Genomic DNA, 24,267 nt, shown 5'->3' with positions numbered 1-24,267 from the left:
ATCATTCACCTCTTTCTCTTTCAAAGCCTGCGATTGCCTTTGCCGCACACTCCTGACAGATTCCCTTGCCGTGGAACTGCTTCACTCCTTCGGTAGCTCCACAGAAGAGACATCTCGGTCTGTACGGGCTTATCGTGATTCTGCCACCGTTGCTCTCCACAATCATCGGGTCTTTGCCCTCGATGCCGAGCTCCCTTCTCATCGCTACCGGGATGCTGATGGAGCCGTGGCTTGTCATTTTCTTATACGCTTCACTCATGTGTTACTCCTTTCTAGGTATCCAAGATGTCCTTGATATACTCATATTCTTCACCCATTGTATAGGTGTCCCTGCCTTCCGCTTTCAGCTTGTCTCGAAACTCCTTGAGCCTGAGTGCAAGCTTCAGGGTCTTCGCCACTCCCACCGCTTCGGGAGAGGCTCGCAGGTGCCGATCTGTATGACCGAGCACGATGCTGATTGCCTGATACAGGAACACATCCCATGCATAATATTCCGCATCCCTTCCATTCCACTCCTCCCGGGCTTCCTCGATGTACTTCTTCCGGTTCAGTCTCGGCTTGTCCGGTGGGACGATACCCTTCTCCTGAAGTTCCTTCTTGATCTTTGCGTTCATGGCTTTCTGCGCCTTAGTCATAGTCTTCCTCTTCGCCATACTCCACCTCCTCGTTATTGACTTTGAGCTTGCCCTGTTTGAGCTGATCTTCAAGGCTGATCATAGATTCAAGGTGGACATCGAGGAGGTTTGTCTTGACTTCTTCAATGTCCACACCTCTCGCGATCGCCTCCTGACCAACCAACATCTGAAGATATCCGGACAGGGTTGCAAGCTCCACCATGCTGATGTTCTCCATCTCGCACCGGATATCATCATTCCTGACCGTTATCGTCAGCCTGCAATCCTTCATCCTGTTTCTCCTTCCTTGCTGCCATACTCTTGAGGGCTTCGATCAGCTTGGAGCACTGCTGATAATTGAGCCACTCCACGGAGCTGACCTTGAACATCTTCATGCACAGCCCGTTGACCCTTGCAGGCTTCTCCCATCCAAGCTCCTGTGTCAGCTTATAGACCTTCTTGCGCTGATTCTCGGTAGCCGGGTTCCCTGATCTTCGTCTCTTGGTGCTTCCGTTCTTACCCTTCGCGCTATCTTTCATATTGAGAAGGACGCGGATACAGGTATTCAGTTCCCGGTTGTTGAGCTCCTTGATACTGTCTTTCCCGGTGTGTGCCTGCACTACAAGGTGGAGGTCTTCGTCTGAGAGTCTCAGCTCCGGGCTCTTGGCAATTCCCCACAGCTTCCGGATGCCTGCCGTTGTATCTGCTTTTGCTGCCATATTATCCCCTCTTTCTCCTCTCGCTTCCTACCGTTGCCGCTGCTCCTCTTGCGTACCCTGTAAGAAAAGCCGGAATCTCAATCTCCTTGCACTGATTCACAGTCTCAGCCTGCACGCTCACATCTGTGTATCCGTGGTTCTGAATGGCTGCATAGATTCCCTGAAGAATCTCAAGCCCGATCTCTTCCTCGTACTGTCCGTTGATTACAATGCTCATTTTCTTCATGCTGCTTCTCTCCTTCCTATAACATCATCATGCTTGATGCTTCACTAACAATCTTCAGTGTCACCTTGGTTTCTCCGCGTTCTCTCAGGACACGGAGCACGTTGTTGAGTGTTCTGTCCAGTAAACGGAAGCAGCCATTGTTGTTGTTTGTTGCCCTGCTGATCAGCTCGCCCATTGCCGCCTCATCAATCTCAAAGCCTTCCAAGTAGTCCTTGACTTCGTTCTGATTCAGTCCCTTGAGCTTATAGTAGAAGTCCATGCGGTTCGCAAAGCGTGTCAGGGAACTCTTCAGCTCTGTCTCAAGTCTTGGTTCTCCTGCGATCACGATGCCTACATCGCTTTGGTCAAAGATTCCACGGAGTATCTCCATCTTCTTCTGAGTGTATTTGTTGATGAGCTTGTCTGCTTCGTCAATGATCAGGAGATATCCCTGATTGACATTAAAGAACTCTCTGATGCGGTTCACGCGGCTCCATATGGTTCCGCCTGTGCTTCTCGGCATCCCGAGCTCCATCTCGATCGCTTCCACCAAGTCCCGGCAAGCCATCGTATCATCACACTCGATATATGCCACTCTCTGAAGCTTTGCGTACTTCTTGAGTGCATGGGTCTTGCCCTGTCCGGACTTTCCGACTATGATGCCGAGCCCGATATTCTCCTGACAAGCCTGACACACACCAATAGTATTGATGAAGTCCCGGCTTTCAAAGAACTCAACCTTTGACTTGAGTTTCACTCCGGTGTCCTCTGTAGTGTCCAGTGCTTCAGGAATGCCTTCCGTGTCACCGCTCGCGATCAGGAACTCCGTGATCTTCTTCTCGATCTCTGTCGGGTCTGATGCATACTTTCCATTGAGGTACTGACTCACTGCTGAACGGGAGTAGTTCATTCTCATAGCTGCCTCCGCTTTTGTCATATGCAGTTCTGCAAGTCTCTCATTCATTCGTTCTGCCAGTGTCTTCTCTGTTGTGTAGGTTTTGCTTTCCAATGCTTCCATAGTTACAACCTTCCTTTCTTACTTTCTCAACCGTTTTCTTCGTCTGATGCCGCGTCTGATGTTCTTGACGATCTTATCAAGCAGTACCACCACTCCGCATAATGCAAGGAATATGATGGTGCACGCTCCGATGACCGCAAGTATCATGACCAATACGAAACTCTGATATAGTGTCATTTTAATCTCCCATCGCTCTGAGCTTTCTAAGTGCGCTCTCGGCTTTGTTGCTCATATAACTGCTGTCTTCAGTTTCTTCTCTCTTATCTGCCCGGAAGCCCTGAGAGTAGGTTCTGTCTTCCGGCATTGCAATAACTTTGCCTTTTTGCTTCTGTTTGCCTTTCATCAGTTCGATGCCGCCTGTGGTCTCATTAAAGCCAACATACTGCTCATTGATCTCCTCAAACGGGATGCGAGCCTCTTCAAGTCTTTCCCTGTCGCGTTTCTGCTGACGTTTCTGCATCTTCAGATGTTCCTCAAGAGCCTTCTGTGATACTTTCGGAGCTACCTGAAGCAGTTCCTGACAGTAGGCTTCACAGACCTTCTTGCCATTCTTATCAAATACATACAGGGTGCTCATGTCATCCGGGTCGTACTTGATATCCATTTTCCTTCCGATGTAGTCACACAGCTCGTCTGATCGGTACTCGAATCCCCACCGGACAATTCCGATGTTTCTGACAAGCACGTTCTCGGACTTCATCATCAGCAATGTTGCGTATGACTTCGGTGGTGCCGCCTTGAAGTATCTCTCCTCATTCATGAAGCAGTCATATGGGGTCTTATGTGTTTCCTTGGCTTTCTTCAGTCCGCCATGCTCTGTGTGCATATAGACCTCTGTCAGCCACTTGTGCCATTCCTCATAGAACTCTTCCATCGTCAGGAGTTCACCGTTCTCGCACATCCTCTTGATGTCCTTCGTTACCTTGTCGGATGTCTTGGAGCCCGTCAGGGTACCTGTGTAACTCTTGAACCACTTCGTGAACCTGTTGCACACCGTCCGGAAGAATCGCTCGATCTGTCCCTTGCTCCATGGCTCATACGGAAGAGCTCTGTGGTCATCTTTGATGCCGATGGACTTATAGAAGCCCTTGGTCGTATCATCAAAGTCCATGCCGCTTCTGTCGTTCCTGTCGCGTCCGGTCATTGTCTTTGCCGTGTAGTCCTTGCCGTTATCTATGTAGAGGTACTCCGGAATGCCTCCCGGTTCCGAGTACATCATCTTCAGCAGTGACTGCTTCAGGATATCGCTGTTCGCATCCTTGCAAAGCACATCGCCCATGATTGCCCTGCTCCTCATATCAACCCATGCCGCCAAGTGCGGCTTGATAGGGATAACCTTGCCGTTCGGCTGCTTGTAGGCAACCCAACAATCGAAGGTATGCTCATCGCCCATGACAATCTGCATGACCTTGAGTCCGCTCGTGTCACGGCTTCCTTTGACCATGACCTTGTTCTTGTATTCCCTGCTTCCTTTTGATGCCAAGAAGTGGGCGTTCTTCATTCCCTCATCTTCCATGAGGTATGTGATGTATCTTGTCACCGTCTGATAGGACGGTATCTTCTCCCACTTGTTGACGTTGGCTACCAGTGTCAGCTTCTCATACAGCATCTCACGGGTTCCAAGGTTTGCCGCAAAGTCTTCGTTGAACCATATGTTCTTGATCACCTGTTTGACCTCCGGCTTGATGCTCGGGAAAGTACCGGACTCTTTGGGCTTCCGGCACAGGCACAGCACCTTGAAGAACTCGAACCCGACACCGGACTCCTTCTGAAGCTTGTCCGCCCATGCACAGGCTTCGTTGTACGCCTTCACATATCGGTACAGTGTTCTCTTGCCTGACCCGAGATGCTCCTGAGCGTACTGCTCGGCATATTCCGTCTTGTTCGCTCCGTCATACTGAAGAAACTCCCTGATCACATTGCCGAGCTCCATGCCCTTGTACCACTGCTCTCTGTAGTTTTCAATGTACCAGTCCACATCCGCCTCGACATACCACGGGGCTTCCGGCTCCGGCTGCGCTTCGCCCTCCGGGGAAATTGTTCCGGAAAGTTCTTTCAGCTTCGCCCGTTCCTTCCACGCGTTCCTTGCCTTCTTGGATAATGATGCGATTGCCACCAGTACCGCGTCCTTGCCTCCGTTCTCCGACTTCTCAGTCATCGTGTCGAACTTGTCCGGGTTCCGGGTGATGCGTCTCACCATCGTGTTGTACTTCACGTCTTCAAGCTCGGCAGCTTCAATCAATGTGACATATTCAGCCAAACGTCTCACCTCCTTCATGCTGCTACTTCAATGTCTAAAACCCTCGATATATCCTCAAGGTACTTCTTTCCGCTACGCTCACCGCACAGGATTTTGTGTAGATACTGCTTATTGCATCCAATCAAAGCAGCAAGCTCGACCTGAGTCATACCTTTGTCAATAAGCCTTTTCTTCACTTGTTTCCCGAAGGCAGTCAGCTCCATCTGCTTCGCTTTCATCTGCTCACCTCGCTATAGCTTGTACACTCTCAGTCCTGTCTCCGACAGGCTGCAACTGTACCCGTCCTTCACCAAGTCTTCCACCACTTTAGGCGGTGCCTCGTGGAGAATGATACCTTGTGTGACCTGACCGTTCACCACACTGCCAATGCTCAGGCTGATCGGTGCTGTCAGTTCCTGCATTTCAAGAAGCTTCAGCATCAGCTCCTTGTCTGTCTCTGTGTATTTTCGTTCCATTACAACCTACCTTCCCGATCTACAGCTCTTTGGAGATCATCCTCTGCTTCGGCTTGCCTCCAACCTTCTTTAAGGACATCCTGCTCACAATCGTGAGGGAGTCCGGCAGATTCTTGACTACAAGCCAACTGTCCGGGTTCAATCCATGAGCCTTCATGATCTTCTTCTGTTCCAATGTAGGGACTTTTCCATTCTTCATCAGTATTCCACCTCCGTACTGTCAATGATTTTGTCAATTACGTTGAGAATACCGTCAAGCTCGGCAGCCTCTTCCTCAAGTTCCGCCTTCTTCTCAGAGACGATCTCAAGTTTGGCATCGAGCTTTGCCCTGTGCATCGCGAGGAGTTCCATTTCCTCCCCGGTCAATCTGTACTTCATTGCTTCGCCACCTTCCTATATCTATCAGATACGGAGCTCCTGAAGCTCTGCCTCAAGGTCTTTCATCTCGGCTTTGCGTGTGGCAAGCAACTCTGTGAGTGTCTCTATCTCAAGCCTGCATGATGTCATCTTCTCTTCCACTTCTTTTGCTTTCTTGGCTCTTGGTTCCATATCCCTGAAGAGTGCCATGCCAAAGCTCTTATACAGTTCTGCTACTTCGTCCTTGCCGGACACGTTTCTGATTACCGGATGGAATTGGTAGACGAACTCGATGAGCTTGTAGTCCTCATCGCTGACCGTGCTTTCAATTCGTTCCTCGAACTCATGCTTCTGCATCCGATACCTTCCTTCCCGGTGTGATTGCCACACCAATGATCTTTTTGATATGCTGCCATGCAGTACACTTCATGTCTGCATGATCTGCACATTTCCTCGGGAGTCATACTCATTCCCCTTCCTGTTATCCATTCCTTTGTCCTGACCCGGACGATTTACCTTTATTTTCCGGAGAACTCCGGTTGTGAATTTCAGAAATGCTTGTTATAATTACTGGGTTACAAGTAACCCCCTTGCAAGGATAAGTATATCTCCGTATCCGGAGAATGTCAAGAACATTTCTTCATTATTCGGAGAATATTTTCCGCATCCGAAGAAAGAGAGGTCTATATGGAAATAATTATGAAGAGTATCGGTGAAAGAATTAGAGATAGAAGAAAAGAATTGCATCTTACACAAACTGACATCAAAGCCGCTTGTGGCATATCTTCAGGCGCATTGAGTGAAATCGAGAACGGAAACAGGACTCCATCAGTCATCATTTTTCATGCACTGTCTGAAGTTCTTCAGTGTTCTATGGATTGGTTAGCAACCGGAGAATCTTCGGAAACAGAGAAAGCAGCTATCTCCGCATCCGAAGACTTTAAGTCGAACACAGAGGAGGAACTCCTGAAGGGATTCCGGCAGCTTGATCAAGACGATCAGGATGAGCTCATGGGACTGCTTGCCCTGAAGCTCCGCAAGGTAAAAAGGGACGGAGAAAAAATGGCAACATTATCCAATTCAGACGATGGTGAAGTGAGTGACAAATTGGCTTGATTTTTTTGTGGTCTTTTTGGGTTACTTGTAACCCTTAAAACCTCAAAAATGTGTCACTTTGCTCATGACGGAATTATTTCACGGAAAATACGGAAAAAGCCCCATTTTAAGCCAAAGTGACAGGGTTCTCCGCTTGGTTCTATTTTGTCACTTTGCTTCATGCGTTTTTTGGTGTCTGATCAACCGGACACATAACGCAAAATAACGCTCCGAAAATGGAGCGTCACTCGCGAAAAGCCTTGTATTTGTGGGGTTTATCCACATTTTATGCACATTGACAATCAAACATCAGTAACGCAGTAACGTCACGTTATAACGTTGCAGGCATTCCAATCCGATCACCCTCGTGCTATAATATCATTACAACCTAACCAACCAACCGGAGAGGGGCGCAAGTGCTGATTATTCCAATGCTTTCAGGCACTTCCGCCTCTTTCTTCTTGATTTTACGCATGAAAAAAGACACGCGGACAGTTTTCTCAATATTCCTGTCACACGCGTCTCACTTTTTCCTTGGTCGAATCGTCAAAACCCTTGTATTCTCGGGGTTTCCCGTCATTTCCCGGGTTCTCTCCACTGATCTCATGTTGAATGTCCCTTTGTGTCAGTTATTCTGTTAAGTTACAATGTCTTCAAGTACGCTTTCGCGTACTTGAGGCATAGTGCCGTCATGCTCTGCATGACATCTACAAGATAAATTTACCTTTTGTTTCTCTCCCTGTTATCTCTGTATGTAATGGCTGCGGATCTTGCAGTCTTCGCCTTCCCCCTTTCTCACCACCCCTAATCTTTCATCTTTCGTTTCCAGGACATGATAATACTCTGAACCACCAGGAACAGGCACAACATGCCGGCTACGGTAATTCCGGTCCACCATGCCTGATCAAGACCAATGGAGGACACAATATTCTGAATGGTACTGAGTGACAATACCCCCAGAAACGTACCAAAGATATTTCCGACACCTCCGGTTAAGAGGATTCCTCCGATGATGGAGGATGCAATGGCGTTCATCTCCATGCCGGCCGCATGGGAAGCGGAACCGGAACCAACGTGAAGGAAATAGATAAAACCGCCGATTCCTGCCAGTAGTCCGCAGAACAGATGCGCCAGGAATCTGCTTCTCTTTACATTGATACCAAGCATCAGTGCACTCTGTCTGTTTCCACCGACTGCGTAGAAGCTGCGTCCAAGCTTAGTCCATCTCAGGACACAGAACAGCACGATTACAATGAGGATGGCCACCACAACACCGATCTCCACATACGCATTTACATAATTGCCCAGTTTATTCACCGTGCCCATGCCCGGAATACGGATTCGCGTCCCTTTCATGGCAACAAATGCCTCGTTGGCAACGTTAAAGGGTGCTGTGTGAACAATTGTCGTCATTCCACGTGCAAAGAACATACCTGCCAGGGATACGATAAACGGCTGGATGTCCAGATACGCCACGAGGAAACCTTGTACCAGACCAAAAGCAAGCCCGATAGCAAGTGCAATCAGAATCGCCACAAACACATTGCCGCCCTGATAGTCCAGATATACCGCACAGCTCATACTCACCAGAGCAACCACACCACCGATGGAGATATCGATTCCACCGGTAATCATCACAAGACTCATACCGCAGGCGGTGATAATCAGCGCCGCATTGGCATTCAGGATATTAAAGAACGTCTGGGGCTTCAGGAAGCCTTCCCCCAAAAACAGCATTGCTCCCGCATACATTGCTATAAAAACTACAATGGTTATAAATAGCAGCAAGTTCGTATCCGTCATTTTCTTAAAGCTGAATCCTTTTTTACTGCCTGTATTTTCTTTCTTTGCCATATCAGCCGACCCCCTTCTGCACCTTTAATTTTTTTCTTAAGCCGGATAACTTTTCCTTCACAGCCGGTGCACTAACCACTACCAACAGAATTACCACAACTGCCTTGTAAGCCGGAAGTGCATCTGAGGAAACATTAAACTTGTAAAGTGTAGTCGTAAGGAACTGAATTACATAAGCTCCCAGGATCGAAGCCGTAATGTTAAACTTACCTCCGCTCAACACATTTCCGCCGAGGGCAACTGCCAGGATGGCGTCCATCTCGATGTCCTTTGCTATAACAGAATAGTTGATCGAAGAGAGGCGGCTTGTCTTAATCAATCCCACAACAGCCACGCACAGCCCCAGAATCACGAAGCTCAGCCATTTAATAAGGGTGGGATTCAAACCGTTCAGCCTGGATGCATTTTCGTTGATACCTACCGCCTGAGTATACAGCCCCAGATTTGTAAACTTCAGCACCAGAAGCGTAATGATAATACATGCCACAGCGATGAAAAACGGTGTTGGAATTGGAATGCCGGGGATAAACCCGCCGAAATATGTAAAGGTCTTATCTGTTACGATCGGAAGCTCATTGTTGTTGATCCACGCTGCAATGGAACGGCCTGCTGTATAGAGAATCAGGGTCGCCACCATGGGCTGGATTCGGAAAACTGCCACCAGAGCGCCGTTGAAGGCTCCGAACAGCATAGCTACCACACAAGCTACTAAGAATGCCACAATAATGGGTGCCTGCAGATCTCCGTCTCCGCCTCTGCCTACAAGGATACGCAGGATCACAGAGCCCGCGATTGCAACGGTAGCGCCCACACTGATATCCTGTCCGCCGGATGCCGCTGTCACCAGGGTCATACCGATTGCAAGGATCGCCACCTCAGAACCGTAGTCCAGAATGGTCAACAGATAACCGGTCAGCACCGGATCACCCGCACTGTTGTAGCCCAGCGCTATCTTAAAGAAAGATGGATCTAAAATCAGGTTAAACAACGCCAGGAGCAGCAATGCGACGATTGGGATAAATATCTGATTATGAAACAGGTTTGACATAAATCCGTGTTTATTTGCACTTTTATTCTTTACCATTACTTCTCACCTCCAGCAATTGTCTCCATAACTTTGTTCTGAGTCAGCTCGTGCTCTGAGAGCTCGCCCACAACCTTTCGGTCACGCATTACGATCAGACGTGAACAGGTGCGCAGCATCTCATCCGTCTCAGAGGAGATAAAGGTTACGCTCATACCCTCCGAAGCCAGCTTCAGCACCAGTTTCTGAATCTCAACCTTGGTTCCGATATCAATACCGCGGGTAGGCTCATCCAAAATCAGGTATTCCGGATGTGTCAACAGCCAGCGTGCCAGTATCACCTTCTGCTGATTTCCTCCTGATAGAGATTTAATGGGGGTCTCCGCGGAGGCTGTCTTGATCTCCAGAAGTTTGATATAATCGTCTGCAAACTTGTTTGCCTCAGCCCTTGAGAATGGTTTGAAGAAGCCTTTCAGAACCTGAGCGGCAAGTATGATATTCTCCCGCACAGAGAGGTCACCCACAATACCGTCACCCTTACGGTCCTCAGGCAGATAGGCAATGCCGTTCTTCATGGCATCCAGGGGCTTTGAAATCTTGACCTGTTTGCCGTTCTTCTTTACCGTTCCGCCAATCACTCTGTCTGCACCAAAGATTGCACGCACACATTCGCTTCGCCCTGAACCGAGAAGTCCTGTGAAGCCATTTACCTCGCCCTTGCGGATATAGAAATCAAAGGGTTTGATTCCAGCGTCACTCTGAAGCCCCTTGGCATCAATCACGCGCTCATCCGCATCCTTTCCGGTATACATCTGGGTTTCGTCCTTGATGTCCTCCATGTCATCCAGCTCCTTGCCCAGCATCTTTGCCACAAGCTTGACACGCGGAAGCTCCTCAATGACGTATTCACCCACAAGCTGGCCGTCCCGCAAAACTGTAATTTTATCACACACCTCATAAACCTGATCCAAAAAGTGGGTAACAAAGATGATTCCCACTCCTCTGGACCGCAGATCGCGCATAAGTCCAAACAGCTTCTCCACCTCAGACTCATCCAGGGAGGAGGTCGGCTCATCTAAGATCAGCACTTTACAGTCCATATCAACTGCTCGCGCGATGGCCACCATCTGCTGAATTGCGATGGAGCAGCTGGACAACTGCTGTGTAGCCTTCGCCGGTATGTCAAGATTCCGAAGCATTTTATCTGCATCTTCATTCACTTTTTTCCAATTTGTGATCTGTTTTTTCCCACGGCCAATGTACATATTTTCCGCCACCGTGAGGTTGGGGCACAGCGTAATCTCCTGGTACACGGTACTGATTCCCAGCTTCTGCGCATCCTGGGGAGATTTAATCACCGCTGCCTTTTCCATTCCCTGAAGGAAGATCTCTCCCTCGTCCTTCTCATAAACTCCGGTCAGAACCTTTATCAAAGTCGATTTTCCAGCACCATTCTCACCCATCAGTGCATGAATCTCGCCTTTGCACAGTGTAAAGTCCACGCCCTGCAAAGCACGTACTCCGGGAAAGCTTTTATGTATGTTTCTCATTTCCAATACAGATTTTTCTTTCACCAGTTCATTCACTCCTTCTCTAATTTTTGGCAAAGGAAAAGCGCGGAGCATGCGTACTTACTTATTTCCGCTGTTCCGCACTCCCTTTTAATAAGCAGATACTACTTTTTTGATTCCTATCTCATTAGATTCCGTATGTATTTACGTCATCCTCTGTGATTGTTGTAGCATCAAAGCCTTTCTCGTCCATGATGATAACCTTCTCGGTAATCTCTCCGCCGCCTTCAACAGTCTTGATAACTTCGTCGATGTAGGAAGCCTGGAATGGGTTACACTGACCATCGTAGTTCCAATTCTGATCTAACAGTTCCTGAAGTGCCCATTTGTTGCAGTCAAATCCCATAATGATAACGTCTTTGCCAACACCGTGAGAGATGTTTGCCTTGTCAAGAGCTGCCACAGCGCCCTTAGCCATATCATCGTTCTCAGCATAGATTACGTTGAACGGAGTTCCGGCATCGATAACAGACTGTACAATCTGCTGAGCTTTCTCTGAGTTCCACTCTGCGGTCTGCTGTGTTACAAGATTCCAGGAATCCTCTGCTGCAACCTTCTCGTCAAGCGCTTTGGTACGTCCCTGCTGAGCTGCGGAGCCCATAACACCCTGGATGTGGATAACGTTATACTCATCCAGACCCTGGCCTGCCAGCCAATCTACTGCTGTCTGGCCTTCTTTATCCATATCGGAAACGATGGAAGCTAAGTATAAATCCTCGCTTGCGTCAATAGTACGGTCAAACAGGATAACTCCGATACCTGCATCCTGTGCATCCTGGAGAACGCTGTCCCATCCTGATGTATCAGCAGCTGAGAGCAGAAGATAGTCCACACCATCCTGAATGAACTTCTGTGCAGCTGTGATCTGCTCATCGTTCTTTAAGCTGTATGCAAAGGATGCTTCATAGCCATTGGCCTCTGTGAACATTTCCTTTAAGTCCTTGTCATTTGCTGTACGATATCCAGACTCATTGGGGTCATTGTTGATGATACCAACTTTGATCAGATCGCCGGATGCCTGGTCATCAGGTGCCTCAGTGTCAGGTGCTGCGGGGGCTTCTGTTTCAGTCGCTGCCGGAGCTTCTGTATCAGGTGCTGCAGGCGCTTCTGTTGTTGCTGTGGTTGCTGCCTCTGAAGGTTTCGCTGTCTCGGATGTCTCCTTTGTTCCGCATCCTGCGAGTCCTGAAACTACCATAGATGCAATCAAAAGTGCTACTACTTTTCTTTTCATGTTGTTTCCTCCCTTGTATCATTCATTTTTTAGTTTTGGGATTTGTTTTCCCTGTGCTGTTATCTTATCAAGTCCTACTCGCAAAAACAATCTGAAACTCCCCTGTTTTCAGCGGTTTGTTAACTGTTTACAATACAAATTTCATATGTTATAATGCAAATAAAGTACAACTTCATCTTTTGTACATATTTTATCTGAGCCAGGAATAAAATTTTAAGATTTGCCAGCCTGTCCATGGTTTTTCGACCGTATCAGACACGTAATATATGTAAAATTTTTTCTCAGGCTCTGATAAAAGTGGTGATAATTTACTATTTTTATAATATTTTACGATACCCCTGTTTTCAGATTCACAAAAAGTTTAAAATTATTTCACAACTATATCTGATATTTTAGGAGATAATCTATGGCGATTAAATACAAGTGGCTTGCGGACCGCTTAAAAGAACTCATACAAAAGCAGATTGTAAACGGTATGAATAAACTGCCCACAGAGCAGCAGCTTTGTGCAAAGTACCGGGTAAGCCGTCAGACAGTCCGCTTATCCCTGTCACTGTTGGAAAAAGAAGGGCTGATTGAAAAAAAACACGGAAGCGGCACCTACATTACAGGTCTGTCGGCGGCTTTAGAGGGAAATACCATTGGAATCCTCATCTACGATGATCAGGAATATATCTACCCTGAGGTAGTAAATGACATTCAGTCTACTCTTTCGGCCAACGGCTTTTCCTCCAAAGTGTTTGTTACAAAGAACTGTATCTGTGAAGAGCGTGAAATTCTGCTCCAGCTTCTGAAAAAGCCTATGGGCGGTATCATAGCAGCGGGCTGCAAAAGTGCACTCCCAAATCCCAATGTGGATCTGTACCGCAAATTAGAGAAAAAAGGCTGCTCTGTTGTCTTCCTGTTTAATTATTACCCGCCCCTGGCGGAATGTCCTTACATAAAGGACGATAATATGCACGGCAGCGGCCTTCTGGTCCGTCACCTGGCTGCCCAGGGCCACACTGCCATCGGCGGTATCTTTAAGGCGGATGATATGCAGGGCGTTGAACGCTACCAGGGCTTTGTGGAAACCATGCTTCACTGCCGTCTTCCGGTTGTGGATGGGAGGATCAGCTGGTATGACTCACACGACCTGAATAAATTGGAGCAGTACCAGGACACCTATTTTCTGAAAAAGATCGTGCAGGAATCCCTCGCCTCCTGCACCGCTGTGATCTGTTACAATGACTTCATAGCCTACTATCTCATCAAAGAGCTTCACCTGGCCGGCTACCACCTGCCTCAGGATATGGCAATTGCCGCCTTTGACAACAGCTATCTGAGCGACTCCAATATTCTCACCCTCACAACGGTTTCACACGAGCCGCATGAGATGGGAAACAAGGCGGCGCAGGCAATGATTGAGAAACGCAAAGGGCTCCCTGTTCTCTCACAGGAAACCCTTTGGAAGCTGAAAATAAAGGAAAGCACAAAGATAAACAAAAATTAGCGTTTGTTGTTGGCGCGGTACTCCCTGGGGCTGCAGCCCAGCATCTTCTTAAATACAAAGCTGAAATAGTGGGAGTCCTTGTATCCCACCTCTACCGCGATTTTACCGGAGGGGATATCTGTATTCTTCAGGAGCTTTTTGGCTTTTTCAATCCGTTTCTCCGTCACATACTCCACAAAGGTCTTCTGCATCCGCTGACTGAACATGGCGCTTAAATAATTGGCGCTCATGTCCACCTCCTCCGCCACACTGTTCAGGGACAGGGCTGCAGTGTCAAAGTTCTGGTCAATATAGTCAAGGGCACGCTTCAACATCTTACCGCCCTGGTATCCGTTTTCCCTGTCCCGGATATCGATTGCCATATGCAGCATCTCCGCAAAATATTCAAAGACCTCCTCCGCCTCCATGTGCATATCCCGTTCCCTGTTTTTCACCTCCGCAATGTAGTCCTCCTGGGCGGAACCCATGGACTCTATATACGCAATAACTGTAAACCGGATATTCAGTATCACATAGTCGCGGAACATCCTGGATTTCAGCGCGGACTGGATGTTCTGCAGATAGGACTGTACAAACTCATGGATCTCATTGTCATTTCCCCTAACCAAAAAGTCGCGGATGATCTCCGGGTCCATTTTGGAGGAATCCACATCCTCTATGTGCTCGTCATCAGGGCCTTTCAGATAGCCGGAGAGTGTCTCCTCTGTGAGGACATGAAGATTTGGCATAATAAACCGGTATGCCAGCAGGCGGTTCACCTTCTTATAGCACTCCGACAGCAGGCTCAGACGCTCCACCGGCGCTCCCACGGCCACATACCATTCCAGCTCCTCCTCCGGAGTACAGATCTTTTTGATATGGGTCAAACACTTTTCTTTGTGCTCCTCCGCCTGATCCGGTTCGCACTTTATCAGCACCCCATAGCAGTTCACGTTCCAGCGAAACAGGATGTACTGAGGATTCCTCAAAAAATAGTGGATCACCTCCTCCTGTTTTCTCATAAAATGCTCCGTGCTCTCCTTTGAGTATGCTTCATTTTTTTCATGCAAACACAGAAACAGCAGGTTGTAGCAGGAGGCAGTGAGCTGCAACTGCTGTTTTGCCGCCTCATTGTAGATCTCCTTGACCGGAAGTTTCCCCTCCAGTACCTTCTCAAAAAAACGTCTGCGTGAAAATTGCTCATACTCATGCATCTCATTTTGGAACTTTGTCTGGTAATCGGTCTGCTCCAAATCCTGTTCAATTTTTTCTTTCAGCTCAACCAGCGCATTTCGCAGAGCCGTTCTTGTAATGGGCTTGAGCAGATACTGGTCCACTCCCACCTCAATGGCCTGCCTGGCGTATTCAAAATCATCATATCCGCTGATGATAATAACCTTTGTTTTAGGAAACTCTTCATGTACAATTTTACTCAGGGACAATCCATCCATAAAAGGCATCTTGATATCTGTGATGATAACATCCGGCCTCGTCTTACGAATCAGAGGAAGTGCCATCTCTCCGTCGCCCGCCTCTCCCACAAACCGGAAACCATATCTCTCCCAGGGAATTTTATCGCGAATCCCCTCTCTTATTACACTCTCATCCTCTACTAAAAATACTTTCAACATATCTGTATCCCATTCCTGTTAATAGGTCCTTTCGTCAATAAAATTTCCCACATTCTCCTGAGTAAACACTTCCTCCGGAACAAAGCAGTTTTTCTCAATCTCTTCTTTCTTTCCCAGCTTTTCAATTACCCGCTCGATATACTCTCCCTGTTCCGGATTGCATTCAATATCCGCATTGATCATTCCAGCCTGCACCATCTCCAGCGCAGCCTTCACAGCGTCAAAAGAAATGACCATGATCTCTCCATCCACTCCGGTGGTCTTCCCCGCTTCCTGTATTGCCTCCACGGCCCCAAATGTCATATCATCATTCTGGGAGATAACCACATCTATCTCATCATGCCTCTGCAGAATCTTCCTCATCTCTTCCTTTCCCTTGGCTGTGGTAAACTCTGCATCCACCTGTTCCAGCACCTTCCAATTCTCATGCATGGCCACGACGGAGTCAAATCCGGCCGTACGGCCGATAGTGGCAGAAGCACCCCCGGTGCCCTGCAGGACAATGATATTGATTTCCTCATTCTGCCTGTTTTGTTCTTCCAGAAGATCCTCCAAGACCTCTCCGGCCTTCTGCCCCTCTTTTTTAAAGTCCGATCCAATCCAGCAGGTATACAGGGACTCATCCTCCACCTTCACCTTTCGGTCAATGACGATCACAGGGATGCCTGCATCTTTTGCCTCCTTAAGTACCGTGTCCCACCCCTCCTCCGTGATCGGGGAAAACACAATATAATCTACTCGCTGTGAGATAAAGCTTCTCAGGGATTTAATCTGATTTTCCTGTCTCTGCCTGGCATTGCTGAAAATCAGAAAATATCCGTTTTCTTTCGTAAATACGTTCTTGATGGATGCGGTGTTGGCTGTTCTCCAAACGGATTCACTTCCAAGCTGGGAGACTCCCACAACGATCAGATTTTCATCCGCCGGTGTGCGTCCATCCTCTGTCTCTTCTATTCTATACTGTTTCCCGCATCCTGTCAAAAACAGCAGAAATATTGCCAGAAAAACTATGTACCGGCTGCCCGCTCTTAGCGTCCTCCTCATTGTGTTCATCCTTTCGCCTTTTCATCCGTTCCCACAGCTATTCCGTATTCTGTGACCCCTCGTTCAATGGCCGGAATGGTAATCTCCACATAGGTTCCATTGTCCTTTTGAGACTCTATTCTCATTCCATATTCCGGTCCAAAGTACATCTGTATACGCTCATTGACATTTGCAAGTCCAAACCCTTTTTCCGTTTCCTGGCAGGGTTTCTTTATTTCCCTTTGAAGCTGTCTAAGCTCCTCCTCCTCCATGCCCGCCCCATTGTCTCTGACTGAAAGGCGCAGCACATCCCCGTCCTTCTCAGCCTTTATGTGTATATAGCCTTTTGCCCTCTTGTATTTGATGCCGTGATACAGGGCGTTCTCCACCAGAGGCTGCAGTGTCAGCTTCAGTATCTGATAGCCATACAGAGAGGGGGCGATCTGGATATCGTACTCCAGTATGTCGCGGTAACGCACTTCCTGTATCTCCAGATAGCTGCTGATATGCTGTCTCTCCTCCCCCAGTGATATCAGCTCTTTCCCCTTGCTGAGCGCCAGGCGGAAAAACTCGGACAAGGTCACCACCATCTCCACAGCCTCGTCCGCTTTGTTCCCCTCAATCAGCCAAATAATGGTGTCCAGGGTATTGTACAGGAAATGGGGATTGATCTGGGCCTGCAGAAGGCGCAGATCCGTCTGCCTCATCCTCTGCTGGTCCGCCTTGACCTTGTTTACCAGGGTCTGCATATTGCCTGCCATCTCATTGAATCCCCGTGCCAGAACCGCGATCTCATCCCCGGAATCCGTGCTGGCTCTCACACTGAAATCCCCCCCGGCCACTTTCTCCGTGGCTGTGTAGAGCTCCCTGACCGGACGCAGAATGCGGGTAGCAATCCGGTAAGTGGCGGCTGCCATCAGAAGAACCAGAATCACAAGCAGTACACCGCTCACCCAGATCAATCTGCTCATCTGTTGATTCAGGGCGCTTGTCACCTTGTCCATGCTCTGGGTCTGGTAGTAAATGTAATACTGGATATCGTCCTGAATCAGCTCTGTGAGCATATAGATGTTGTTGTCCAGCTCTTTAATATTCTCATCGTAGAGGCCTCCGGCCTTTACATTCTCCACGATGTCGTCCACTCTCTTTTCCAGGGTATCAATATTGCGAAGAAGGCTTTCAAGCCACACTCTGCTCTCCCCCTGCGCTGTGATATCCATCAGTTTGGCGAACTCGCTGCGAAGCTCCTCCAGCATTTCATAGGGATTTTTTAAGGTCTCCTCCCCGGAAATATTTTCAAAGGTGACATAGCCCACCACAATCTTGTACAGGCTCTCATCCATCTCTTCCTTGAAATTCAGGTTGTAATTGTTGGCCGTAGTCATATTTCTCACAATGCTGTCGTAGGTGCGGCTGTAATTCATCATGGATATCATTAGAAAAACTGCCACAAGCACAAAAGGCAGAGCCGCAGCAGCCGACAGCATCAGAATCTTTTTTAATATACTTTTCTTCATGGGTTTTATCTCAGGGAGCTGTGTCTCTATTCGTCCCCGGCCCTCCAAATCATCTCTGTACTTTTGCATATCCTGTGGTGCGGCGGACAATCAGCTTGGGCTCGTACTCAATGTGGTAGATGCTCACTGGCTGCAGCTCCGTCTCCCGCCCTGTCTTTGACTCTATCTTCTTAATGATGATATCACAGGCATCCCTTCCTTTCAAAGGCACAAAATGCTCAATGGTGGTGAGCCCTATACGCTTCACCCGCCCGAACAGAATATTGTCGCATCCGATCACAGATATATCCGCAGGTACACGCAGCTTTTCCTCCCAGAGCGCATCTAAAATGCCCAGGGCGATCATATCATTCATGGCAGCCACTGCCGTCAGGCCTTTGTGCTCCTTCAAAAGCTCTCTGGTCAGGCTGTATCCAATCTTATACTCTGAGTCCAGGCTGGGAATATCCGTATCCCTGGCTTCGTCAGCAGCCTTTACAATCACTCTCTCCTTCAGACCTGCCCTCTCGTATTCCTTCAGAAATCCCTCCACCCTCTTAAACCGCTGCTGCTGTCTGTGGGTAAGCGGCGGGGAAATAAAGGCTACATCCCGGTGTCCCAGGGAAAGCAGATGCTCTGCCATCAGCCTGCCCGGCTTTGCATTGTTCAGCTGCACTGCATCCACCTCTGAGATGTTCTCCCTGTTGTTTATGATCACCAGCGGAGTCCTGTCCGCCAAATCCTTGATCTGCTCTTTGAAGGAAGGACTGGGATTGCAGGTGTAGATGATACCCATGGGATGCATGGTATCCATCATTTTCAGATACTGTCCCTCTCGCTTCAGATCTCTCTGGGTATTGCACACAAATACACCGTACCCCTTTTCCCGGGCCAGCTCTTCGATGCCCTGCAGCAGCATCACATAGTAAGGATTCGTCAAAGTGGGACAAAAAGCCACGATGAGCTTCTCTGTCCGGGAATCTTTTCTGGGGCGCCTCTTTGGAATGGCATATCCCAGCTCCTTTGCCGCCGCCTCTACCTTTTCTACGGTCTCCCTGGAAAAAGATACATTATATTTTTTATTCAGCACCATCGAGACCGTAGCCTGGGATACCCCCACTGCCCTGGCAATGTCGGATGATGTGACTTTCCTCTTACCCATTACGTATTCTCCGCCTTTCCGGTTGCGTTTTTTGTATTATATCATGGGAAAATGCTATTTACAATCAGAGGCTGGCGCTTCTGCCATACGCCGGATAGCTAATGCATTCTCTTTCTTAAGATAAGATGAGGCCGCCGCGCCGGCTAAATATTTAGCTCCCGGGCGGCAGCCCCACACTCTTTCACAATCCTCTGTAACTATTTCACGGTTATCTTAACTGTTGCTTTTTTCCCGTTAAAGGTTCTCACGGTAATCACTGCTGTTCCCTTCTTCTTTGCAGTTACCTTTCCTGCTGCGGATACAGCTGCCACCTTGGGCTTGCTGGATTTGAAGGTCCTCTTGTAGCTGGCTGTCTTTTGGGGAAGCACTACTTTGAGTTTCAGTGATTTGCCCACTTTCAGCGTCTTCTTCTTCGGCTTCACGCTGATCTTTTTGGGCGCCTTTTTCACTGTGACCACACAGGTACTCTTCTTTCCATTTGCGGTCTTTACGGTGATCTTGGCTTTTCCGGCCTTTTTGCCTGTAATCTTTCCAGCTGCATTAACGCTTGCCACTTTTTTGTTGCTGGAGGTAAAGGTCACCTTCTGATCTGCCTTGGCCGGGAGTACCGTTGCCTTTAAGGTCACTTTCTCCTTCACACCCATAGTCAGCTTCTTTGCACTCAGCTTCACGCTTGCGGCATCGGGCTTCACATCCGGGTTGGGGGCTGGATTCTCTGTAAACAGAGCTGTCACCTTTTTGGAGGCTGTCACCCCGCGGTCGATTCTCTTAGCACTTGTCACTCCGTCGCTCCACTTATTGAAGGTATAACCCGGGTCCGCCACAGCCGTCACCTCTGTGGTATCCGCGCCCTTATCAATTGTCTGTTCCGCTGTCCCTTGAATCTTACCGCCTTTTCCTGCTTCATAGGTTACCGTAACCTTTTCCTCAGGCGGGTTCACAGGCTCGTCCTTTTTCACGAATTCTGCCGTGTACTGCACATCTTTCGTTACGTTGCTGTCGCTTCTGGTGGCCTCTTTTTTTCCGTCACTCCACTGTGTAAACTCGTAGCCTTCATCCGCCACTGCGGTTACCTCTGTGGTCGCGCTGCCCTTTTCGATGGTCTGTTCTGCCTCTCCCTCTATTCTGCCGCCTTCTCCTGCCTCATAGGTTACAGTCACTTTTTCCTCAGGCACTTCCTTTTTCATGAATTCTGCCGTGTACCGAACATCTTCCGTCACGTTGCTGTCGCTTCTTGCCGCCTCTTTGTTTCCGTCGCTCCACTGCACAAATTCGTAGCCTTCATCCGCCACTGCGGTTACCTCTGTGGTCGCGCTGCCCTTTTCGATGGTCTGGACTGCCTCTCCCTCAATTTTTCCGCCTTTGCCTGCCGCATAGGTTACGGTCACTTTTTCCTCAGGCAGCTCCACGCCGTTGCGGTCCGCGATCTCCTGGGCATCCATGGCCCGGTTAAAGACTTCCACATTGTCAAAGTATCCGTTAAAGTACTTATCTGCACTGTAGAAGGATTTTCCGATGTAACTTACCACATTGGCTCCCAGGTCTGTCATCTTCAGTGTGACATCCTTTTCTCCAATCTTTAAGCCGTCCACATATAGAGCAATTTTCTCCGGGGTTACCACCATGGTGAAATTGGCCCAGCGGTCTTTTATGGCCTCCGTATTGCCTCTGGCTGTCTGTTCCTTACCGCCTGACTCCACAGTCATGGACAGTCTGGAGCTGGTGTCCTCTGTTTTCAGGAAAATATATTTCTGGTCATTTCTTCCCACGGTAAACGTAAAGTAGTTTCCGCTCACATCACTGGCCTTCACATCCATGGAGATGGTCACCTGATTTCTTCCGTCAAAGAGACCGGTCGGAAGACTGGCAAAGGTACCCTTTGTGCCGTTCAGACGCAGTACCTTTCCGTCTCTGTCAGCATCCTCCACAAGGGTGGCATTGCCGCAGAGCAGGCCATCCTGGCCGTTTCCAGTGGTGTCCTCAATCTTACCTGACGCTGTGGTGTTTTCAAAATCATATTTTAAGATAGGCTCCTGCTGCGGCTCCTCCTGGTTTTCTTTTACCTCTGAGCTATACTTAGCCATCACTGCATCGTACTCTTTCTGTGTCAGAGGAAGCACCGTTCCGTGACGCATTTTGGATGGGAAGGAGTATTCGCTGGTGTCCAGTCTGGTAAACTCTCCGCTTCCAAGATCTGTGCTGAGCAGCGGAAAATACCCTACTCCGCCATGGTCGTCTAAAAGAAGGCACCACTTGTCTTCTCCGTTGAACTTAAAGCAGGTGCCGCCTTCTACACCCCGGTTATCCTTAAAGGCCTTTACCTCTGACCACTCTCCCAGCAGGGAGTCGCTTCGCTCCATGATTGTATATTTCCCCCAGCCCTCTGTGGAATCGTGGTCCTCTCCGGCCTCATTTTTTGAAAACCGGTAATAAACCTTCTTTCCGTTCTCCATAACGGAGATAACGGAAGTGTCGATGATGCTGAGCGGCCGCCCGTCTGTGGTTTTGTAAAGCTCAATCCACACCTCAGGCTCTGTAAAGGTATAGAAATCCCTTGTCTTTGCGTAATAAACCTTCTGTACCGAGTAATTGTCATCACTGGTCTTGGATGCCCAGAATACGATGTACTCCCCGGTCTTCTCATCGTAGAAGGCCTCCGGGGCCCAGGTGCAGCCTGCGTTGTCTCTGGCAACCTTGACCATTCTCTGGTCTGTCCAGTTTACCATATCCGTGGACTCCCACACCATTATGCTCTGGCTTCCGGCCTGCTGCGCGGCGGTCCACCCATTTCCGCCGTTGATCTTTAAGTCCGTGGCAATCAGGTAAAATCGGTCGCCCTCCGGAGAACGGATGATGAACGGATCTCTCAAGCCCTGCTCTCCCATGGTGGAGGAGAGAACGGGATCACCCTCGTTTGTCCCTTCCCAGTGAAGACCGTCCTGGCTGGTGGCAAAGTATATCTGTTCTCCTGTGGCGTAACCTTCTCCCGTGAAATAGGCAAACACATATGCCTTATAATCCTCTTCCGAGATTTCGGATTTAGCCTTTACGGTCAGATCTATGTCCTTTTTAACAGGTACTACCGCTCCCTTGGAGATGGTTGCTGTCAGCTTGACCTGTACATCTTCGCTGCCTCTTGTCACCACGCCTGCCGGTGTGCTGTCATAGCCCTCATTGTCCTGAACGGCTGTGCTTACTACATCTTCATTGCTGCTGGTCCAGGCAACGGACGCCCCATTGTAAATGTCGGGAAGCGTAATATTGCCCCGGATGTCATCTGCATTTGGAATACTCAGGCTGGCTGCCGCCTCCTTTACAATCTCCTCATCCGTTTTTGCGTAGAACAGCTCCTCTTTTTCATATTTTTCTGCGATCTGTCTCTGTGACAGTACCGAACCGATGAAGCTCACTCCCCGGATACCGCCCTCAAAGTCTTTGTAATCTTTAATGTTTCCTGTCCCGATATAAGCGTAGGTCAGATCTCCCAGGGCAGAGATGGAGGAGGGCGTGGTCAAGTTGCAGAGCAGCTCCCCATCCATATAGTATTTCAATGTGGTGGCAGGGTCGCCGCCCTCAGGGGTTACGTCCCTCATGGTCAGGGCTACCTGATACCACTTGCCCAGCGGAGATGGACGGTTTCCGGGGGTATTTCCCAGAAGACTGGTATTATCGTTGTTACCCCATTGGCCTCCCATCTCCGTACCATTGATCACAAAGGTGGCCCTGGCGCTGGCCCAGTTCAGGGTTGCAAAGGCAAACAAGTTTTTCGGATCACTTCCAAAAGCGAACACAGCTCCCCTGCTGTTGGAGTTCGTATCCGTGACGTCATTTCTGACCCAGGCGGTCACAGTAAGCTCCTTTGCATCCTGGAGCTGCGTCAGTATTCCGTCGTCCAGCTTGACATAGTTTTGCCCGAACTGATCCGTACCACTTGGGAGCACAATTCCTCCCCTTCCGTCATTTACATACTCCGCGCTGCCCACCAGGGTGCCGTTGTATGCATTCTGGCTGCTGTCCGCAGTATCCCCGTTGAATGCGTAGGATGCAAAGGGATCTGTCTGCAGAGCATCCGCCTCTATGGGGGAATCCTTTTTGATTTCCTGCTCACTCTTGGTCCTGTTGTAAATCTTCACATTGTCTATGAGACCCTGGAAGTATTCCCCGTTCCCCCAGTTAGCCCTGCCGATCTGGATGTATCCGCCCTTTGCTCCCAGGATATCGCTCATCTTGTATGTACTCTTGGTGGAATTTGCCTTTACTCCATTCACATAGAGGGTGGTGGTGTCCTCTGTGACCACCAGATCCACATGCTTCCATGCCTCTGAGGAAGGCCCATGTACGTCATTCCCTGGTCTGGAACCATTGTTATTGAAGCGCTCCACCGTAATGCCGGAGGCCTTGTCCATGATGCCCAGATAGTGCTCCTTTGCCCCGTTTCCATTCTGAGGATTCAGATCCGGAGCCGCGTAAAAGGCCCACCCATTCTTCTGATTCGTGGCCTTGCTGTCATAGGAGAGGGTAAAGGATTCCAGTCCCTCCAGAACCGCTCCGTCATCGTCCCTGTAGACACTCAGCCATGTGGACTCACTGACTGCCAAAGCCTTTCCGACTCCCTCATAGCTGTCCTCAAGTATAGCCGTTCCATTGACTACCGCCTTGGCTCCGGCCCCTATAAATCCATCTTCCTCACTGTCAAAATCGAAGCTGGCAATCAGACCTTCTTCGACGGCTTTTGCCTCCCCCGCGGCCAGCGAGGTTACTGGTATCCCGGACACGGATACAGCTGCTGCCAAAATGGCTGCGAACACTCTGCGGCCTATTAATCTTTTTTTCATAACAACGTCTCCTTTCTGAACACATAGTTTCCCAATTATTTTATCAAATATAGTATCCTTTTTTGTTCGTTTATTTTCGGATTACTTAATATATCCTTTGATCTTTGGGGCAATTCCCATGACTTAATACCGTTCTTTTTTGAATTTTGTCTGATTTTTTTTGATTTTCAGACGGATGGCTGTTTCTTGGTAAATCATAGGGAAAACTTGTCCTGGTTGTATTTTTGCATACCGAACCATATAGAA

General features: G+C 48.8%; 24 protein-coding genes. 2 read left to right on the top strand and 22 right to left on the bottom strand.

Going from position 1 to position 24,267, the window contains the following annotated elements; all coding sequences use genetic code 11:
- Window position 1: 1 nt before the first annotated feature.
- From AC0THY_RS05925 to AC0THY_RS05865, 13 genes are read right to left on the bottom strand one after another with little or no spacing between them, the layout of a single operon-like run.
- A complete protein-coding gene (locus tag AC0THY_RS05925) occupies window positions 2–259 on the bottom strand; it encodes an AbrB/MazE/SpoVT family DNA-binding domain-containing protein (RefSeq protein WP_215715756.1) in 258 nt (85 codons plus the stop codon).
- A 13-nt stretch (window positions 260–272) separates the two neighbouring features.
- On the bottom strand, window positions 273–653 hold the full coding sequence (locus AC0THY_RS05920) for an addiction module toxin RelE (protein ID WP_489993532.1): 381 nt from the start codon (window positions 651–653) through the stop codon (window positions 273–275).
- A complete protein-coding gene (locus AC0THY_RS05915; protein WP_489993531.1) occupies window positions 628–906 on the bottom strand; it encodes a hypothetical protein in 279 nt (92 codons plus the stop codon). Before AC0THY_RS05915 ends, AC0THY_RS05920 begins: the two co-directional genes overlap by 26 nt.
- Window positions 869–1,333: a regulatory protein GemA gene (locus tag AC0THY_RS05910; protein WP_438411520.1), complete on the bottom strand. Its 465-nt coding sequence runs from the start codon at window positions 1,331–1,333 to the stop codon at window positions 869–871. Before AC0THY_RS05910 ends, AC0THY_RS05915 begins: the two co-directional genes overlap by 38 nt.
- A 1-nt stretch (window position 1,334) precedes the next feature.
- Window positions 1,335–1,559 carry a hypothetical protein gene (locus AC0THY_RS05905; protein ID WP_489993530.1) on the bottom strand — a complete coding sequence of 75 codons (225 nt, stop codon included), beginning with the start codon at window positions 1,557–1,559 and terminating at the stop codon, window positions 1,335–1,337.
- Window positions 1,560–1,575: 16 nt separating this feature from the next.
- On the bottom strand, window positions 1,576–2,556 hold the full coding sequence (locus AC0THY_RS05900; RefSeq protein WP_489993529.1) for an AAA family ATPase: 981 nt from the start codon (window positions 2,554–2,556) through the stop codon (window positions 1,576–1,578).
- Window positions 2,557–2,574: 18 nt separating this feature from the next.
- Window positions 2,575–2,733: a hypothetical protein gene (locus AC0THY_RS05895; RefSeq protein ID WP_489993528.1), complete on the bottom strand. Its 159-nt coding sequence runs from the start codon at window positions 2,731–2,733 to the stop codon at window positions 2,575–2,577.
- A gap of 1 nt (window position 2,734) precedes the next feature.
- Window positions 2,735–4,825 (bottom strand): Mu transposase C-terminal domain-containing protein, encoded by a 2,091-nt coding sequence (locus AC0THY_RS05890; RefSeq protein ID WP_489993527.1) that lies wholly within the window; start codon window positions 4,823–4,825, stop codon window positions 2,735–2,737.
- A gap of 5 nt (window positions 4,826–4,830) precedes the next feature.
- Window positions 4,831–5,034 (bottom strand): helix-turn-helix domain-containing protein, encoded by a 204-nt coding sequence (locus AC0THY_RS05885; RefSeq protein ID WP_215715749.1) that lies wholly within the window; start codon window positions 5,032–5,034, stop codon window positions 4,831–4,833.
- Window positions 5,035–5,046: 12 nt separating this feature from the next.
- Window positions 5,047–5,271, bottom strand: coding sequence for a hypothetical protein (locus tag AC0THY_RS05880; RefSeq protein WP_178787600.1), 225 nt, complete (start codon window positions 5,269–5,271; stop codon window positions 5,047–5,049).
- 19 nt (window positions 5,272–5,290) lie between these two features.
- Window positions 5,291–5,470: a DUF6906 family protein gene (locus AC0THY_RS05875; protein WP_215715747.1), complete on the bottom strand. Its 180-nt coding sequence runs from the start codon at window positions 5,468–5,470 to the stop codon at window positions 5,291–5,293.
- Complete coding sequence (locus tag AC0THY_RS05870) at window positions 5,470–5,649, bottom strand: hypothetical protein (protein WP_118561275.1); 180 nt, start codon at window positions 5,647–5,649, stop codon at window positions 5,470–5,472. The genes AC0THY_RS05875 and AC0THY_RS05870 overlap by 1 nt, the downstream gene beginning before the upstream one ends.
- Before the next feature lie 24 nt (window positions 5,650–5,673).
- Window positions 5,674–5,985, bottom strand: a complete 312-nt coding sequence (locus AC0THY_RS05865) for a hypothetical protein (RefSeq protein ID WP_199877079.1) — start codon at window positions 5,983–5,985, stop codon at window positions 5,674–5,676.
- A 330-nt stretch (window positions 5,986–6,315) separates the two neighbouring features.
- Here AC0THY_RS05865 and AC0THY_RS05860 point away from each other — a divergent pair, with 330 nt between their 5' ends.
- On the top strand, window positions 6,316–6,744 hold the full coding sequence (locus tag AC0THY_RS05860; protein WP_489993526.1) for a helix-turn-helix domain-containing protein: 429 nt from the start codon (window positions 6,316–6,318) through the stop codon (window positions 6,742–6,744).
- A 783-nt stretch (window positions 6,745–7,527) separates the two neighbouring features.
- On the opposite strand, the gene AC0THY_RS05855 is transcribed toward AC0THY_RS05860, so the two are convergent.
- The 4 genes from AC0THY_RS05855 to AC0THY_RS05840 form a co-directional block, all read right to left on the bottom strand.
- Window positions 7,528–8,577 (bottom strand): ABC transporter permease, encoded by a 1,050-nt coding sequence (locus tag AC0THY_RS05855; RefSeq protein ID WP_489993525.1) that lies wholly within the window; start codon window positions 8,575–8,577, stop codon window positions 7,528–7,530.
- A gap of 1 nt (window position 8,578) precedes the next feature.
- A complete protein-coding gene (locus tag AC0THY_RS05850; RefSeq protein WP_489993524.1) occupies window positions 8,579–9,661 on the bottom strand; it encodes an ABC transporter permease in 1,083 nt (360 codons plus the stop codon).
- On the bottom strand, window positions 9,661–11,175 hold the full coding sequence (locus AC0THY_RS05845) for a sugar ABC transporter ATP-binding protein (protein WP_489993523.1): 1,515 nt from the start codon (window positions 11,173–11,175) through the stop codon (window positions 9,661–9,663). Before AC0THY_RS05845 ends, AC0THY_RS05850 begins: the two co-directional genes overlap by 1 nt.
- Before the next feature lie 124 nt (window positions 11,176–11,299).
- Complete coding sequence (locus AC0THY_RS05840; protein ID WP_489993522.1) at window positions 11,300–12,403, bottom strand: ABC transporter substrate-binding protein; 1,104 nt, start codon at window positions 12,401–12,403, stop codon at window positions 11,300–11,302.
- Window positions 12,404–12,809: 406 nt separating this feature from the next.
- Here AC0THY_RS05840 and AC0THY_RS05835 point away from each other — a divergent pair, with 406 nt between their 5' ends.
- A complete protein-coding gene (locus tag AC0THY_RS05835) occupies window positions 12,810–13,895 on the top strand; it encodes a GntR family transcriptional regulator (RefSeq protein WP_489993521.1) in 1,086 nt (361 codons plus the stop codon).
- Here the strand turns inward: AC0THY_RS05835 and AC0THY_RS05830 are convergent.
- The 5 genes from AC0THY_RS05830 to AC0THY_RS05810 form a co-directional block, all read right to left on the bottom strand.
- Window positions 13,892–15,505, bottom strand: coding sequence for a response regulator transcription factor (locus tag AC0THY_RS05830; RefSeq protein WP_489993520.1), 1,614 nt, complete (start codon window positions 15,503–15,505; stop codon window positions 13,892–13,894). The two genes, AC0THY_RS05835 and AC0THY_RS05830, sit on opposite strands and share 4 nt — an antisense overlap.
- A gap of 18 nt (window positions 15,506–15,523) precedes the next feature.
- Complete coding sequence (locus tag AC0THY_RS05825) at window positions 15,524–16,549, bottom strand: ABC transporter substrate-binding protein (RefSeq protein WP_489993519.1); 1,026 nt, start codon at window positions 16,547–16,549, stop codon at window positions 15,524–15,526.
- 5 nt (window positions 16,550–16,554) lie between these two features.
- Window positions 16,555–18,045: a sensor histidine kinase gene (locus AC0THY_RS05820; RefSeq protein ID WP_489993518.1), complete on the bottom strand. Its 1,491-nt coding sequence runs from the start codon at window positions 18,043–18,045 to the stop codon at window positions 16,555–16,557.
- Window positions 18,046–18,094: 49 nt separating this feature from the next.
- On the bottom strand, window positions 18,095–19,186 hold the full coding sequence (locus AC0THY_RS05815) for a LacI family DNA-binding transcriptional regulator (protein WP_489993517.1): 1,092 nt from the start codon (window positions 19,184–19,186) through the stop codon (window positions 18,095–18,097).
- Window positions 19,187–19,383: 197 nt separating this feature from the next.
- Window positions 19,384–24,021 (bottom strand): LamG-like jellyroll fold domain-containing protein, encoded by a 4,638-nt coding sequence (locus tag AC0THY_RS05810; protein ID WP_489993516.1) that lies wholly within the window; start codon window positions 24,019–24,021, stop codon window positions 19,384–19,386.
- Window positions 24,022–24,267 lie beyond the last annotated feature (246 nt).

The sequence above is a fragment of the Ruminococcus sp. 8Y-12 genome (assembly GCF_058119865.1).
This window is presented reverse-complemented; position numbering and strand designations above follow the sequence as displayed.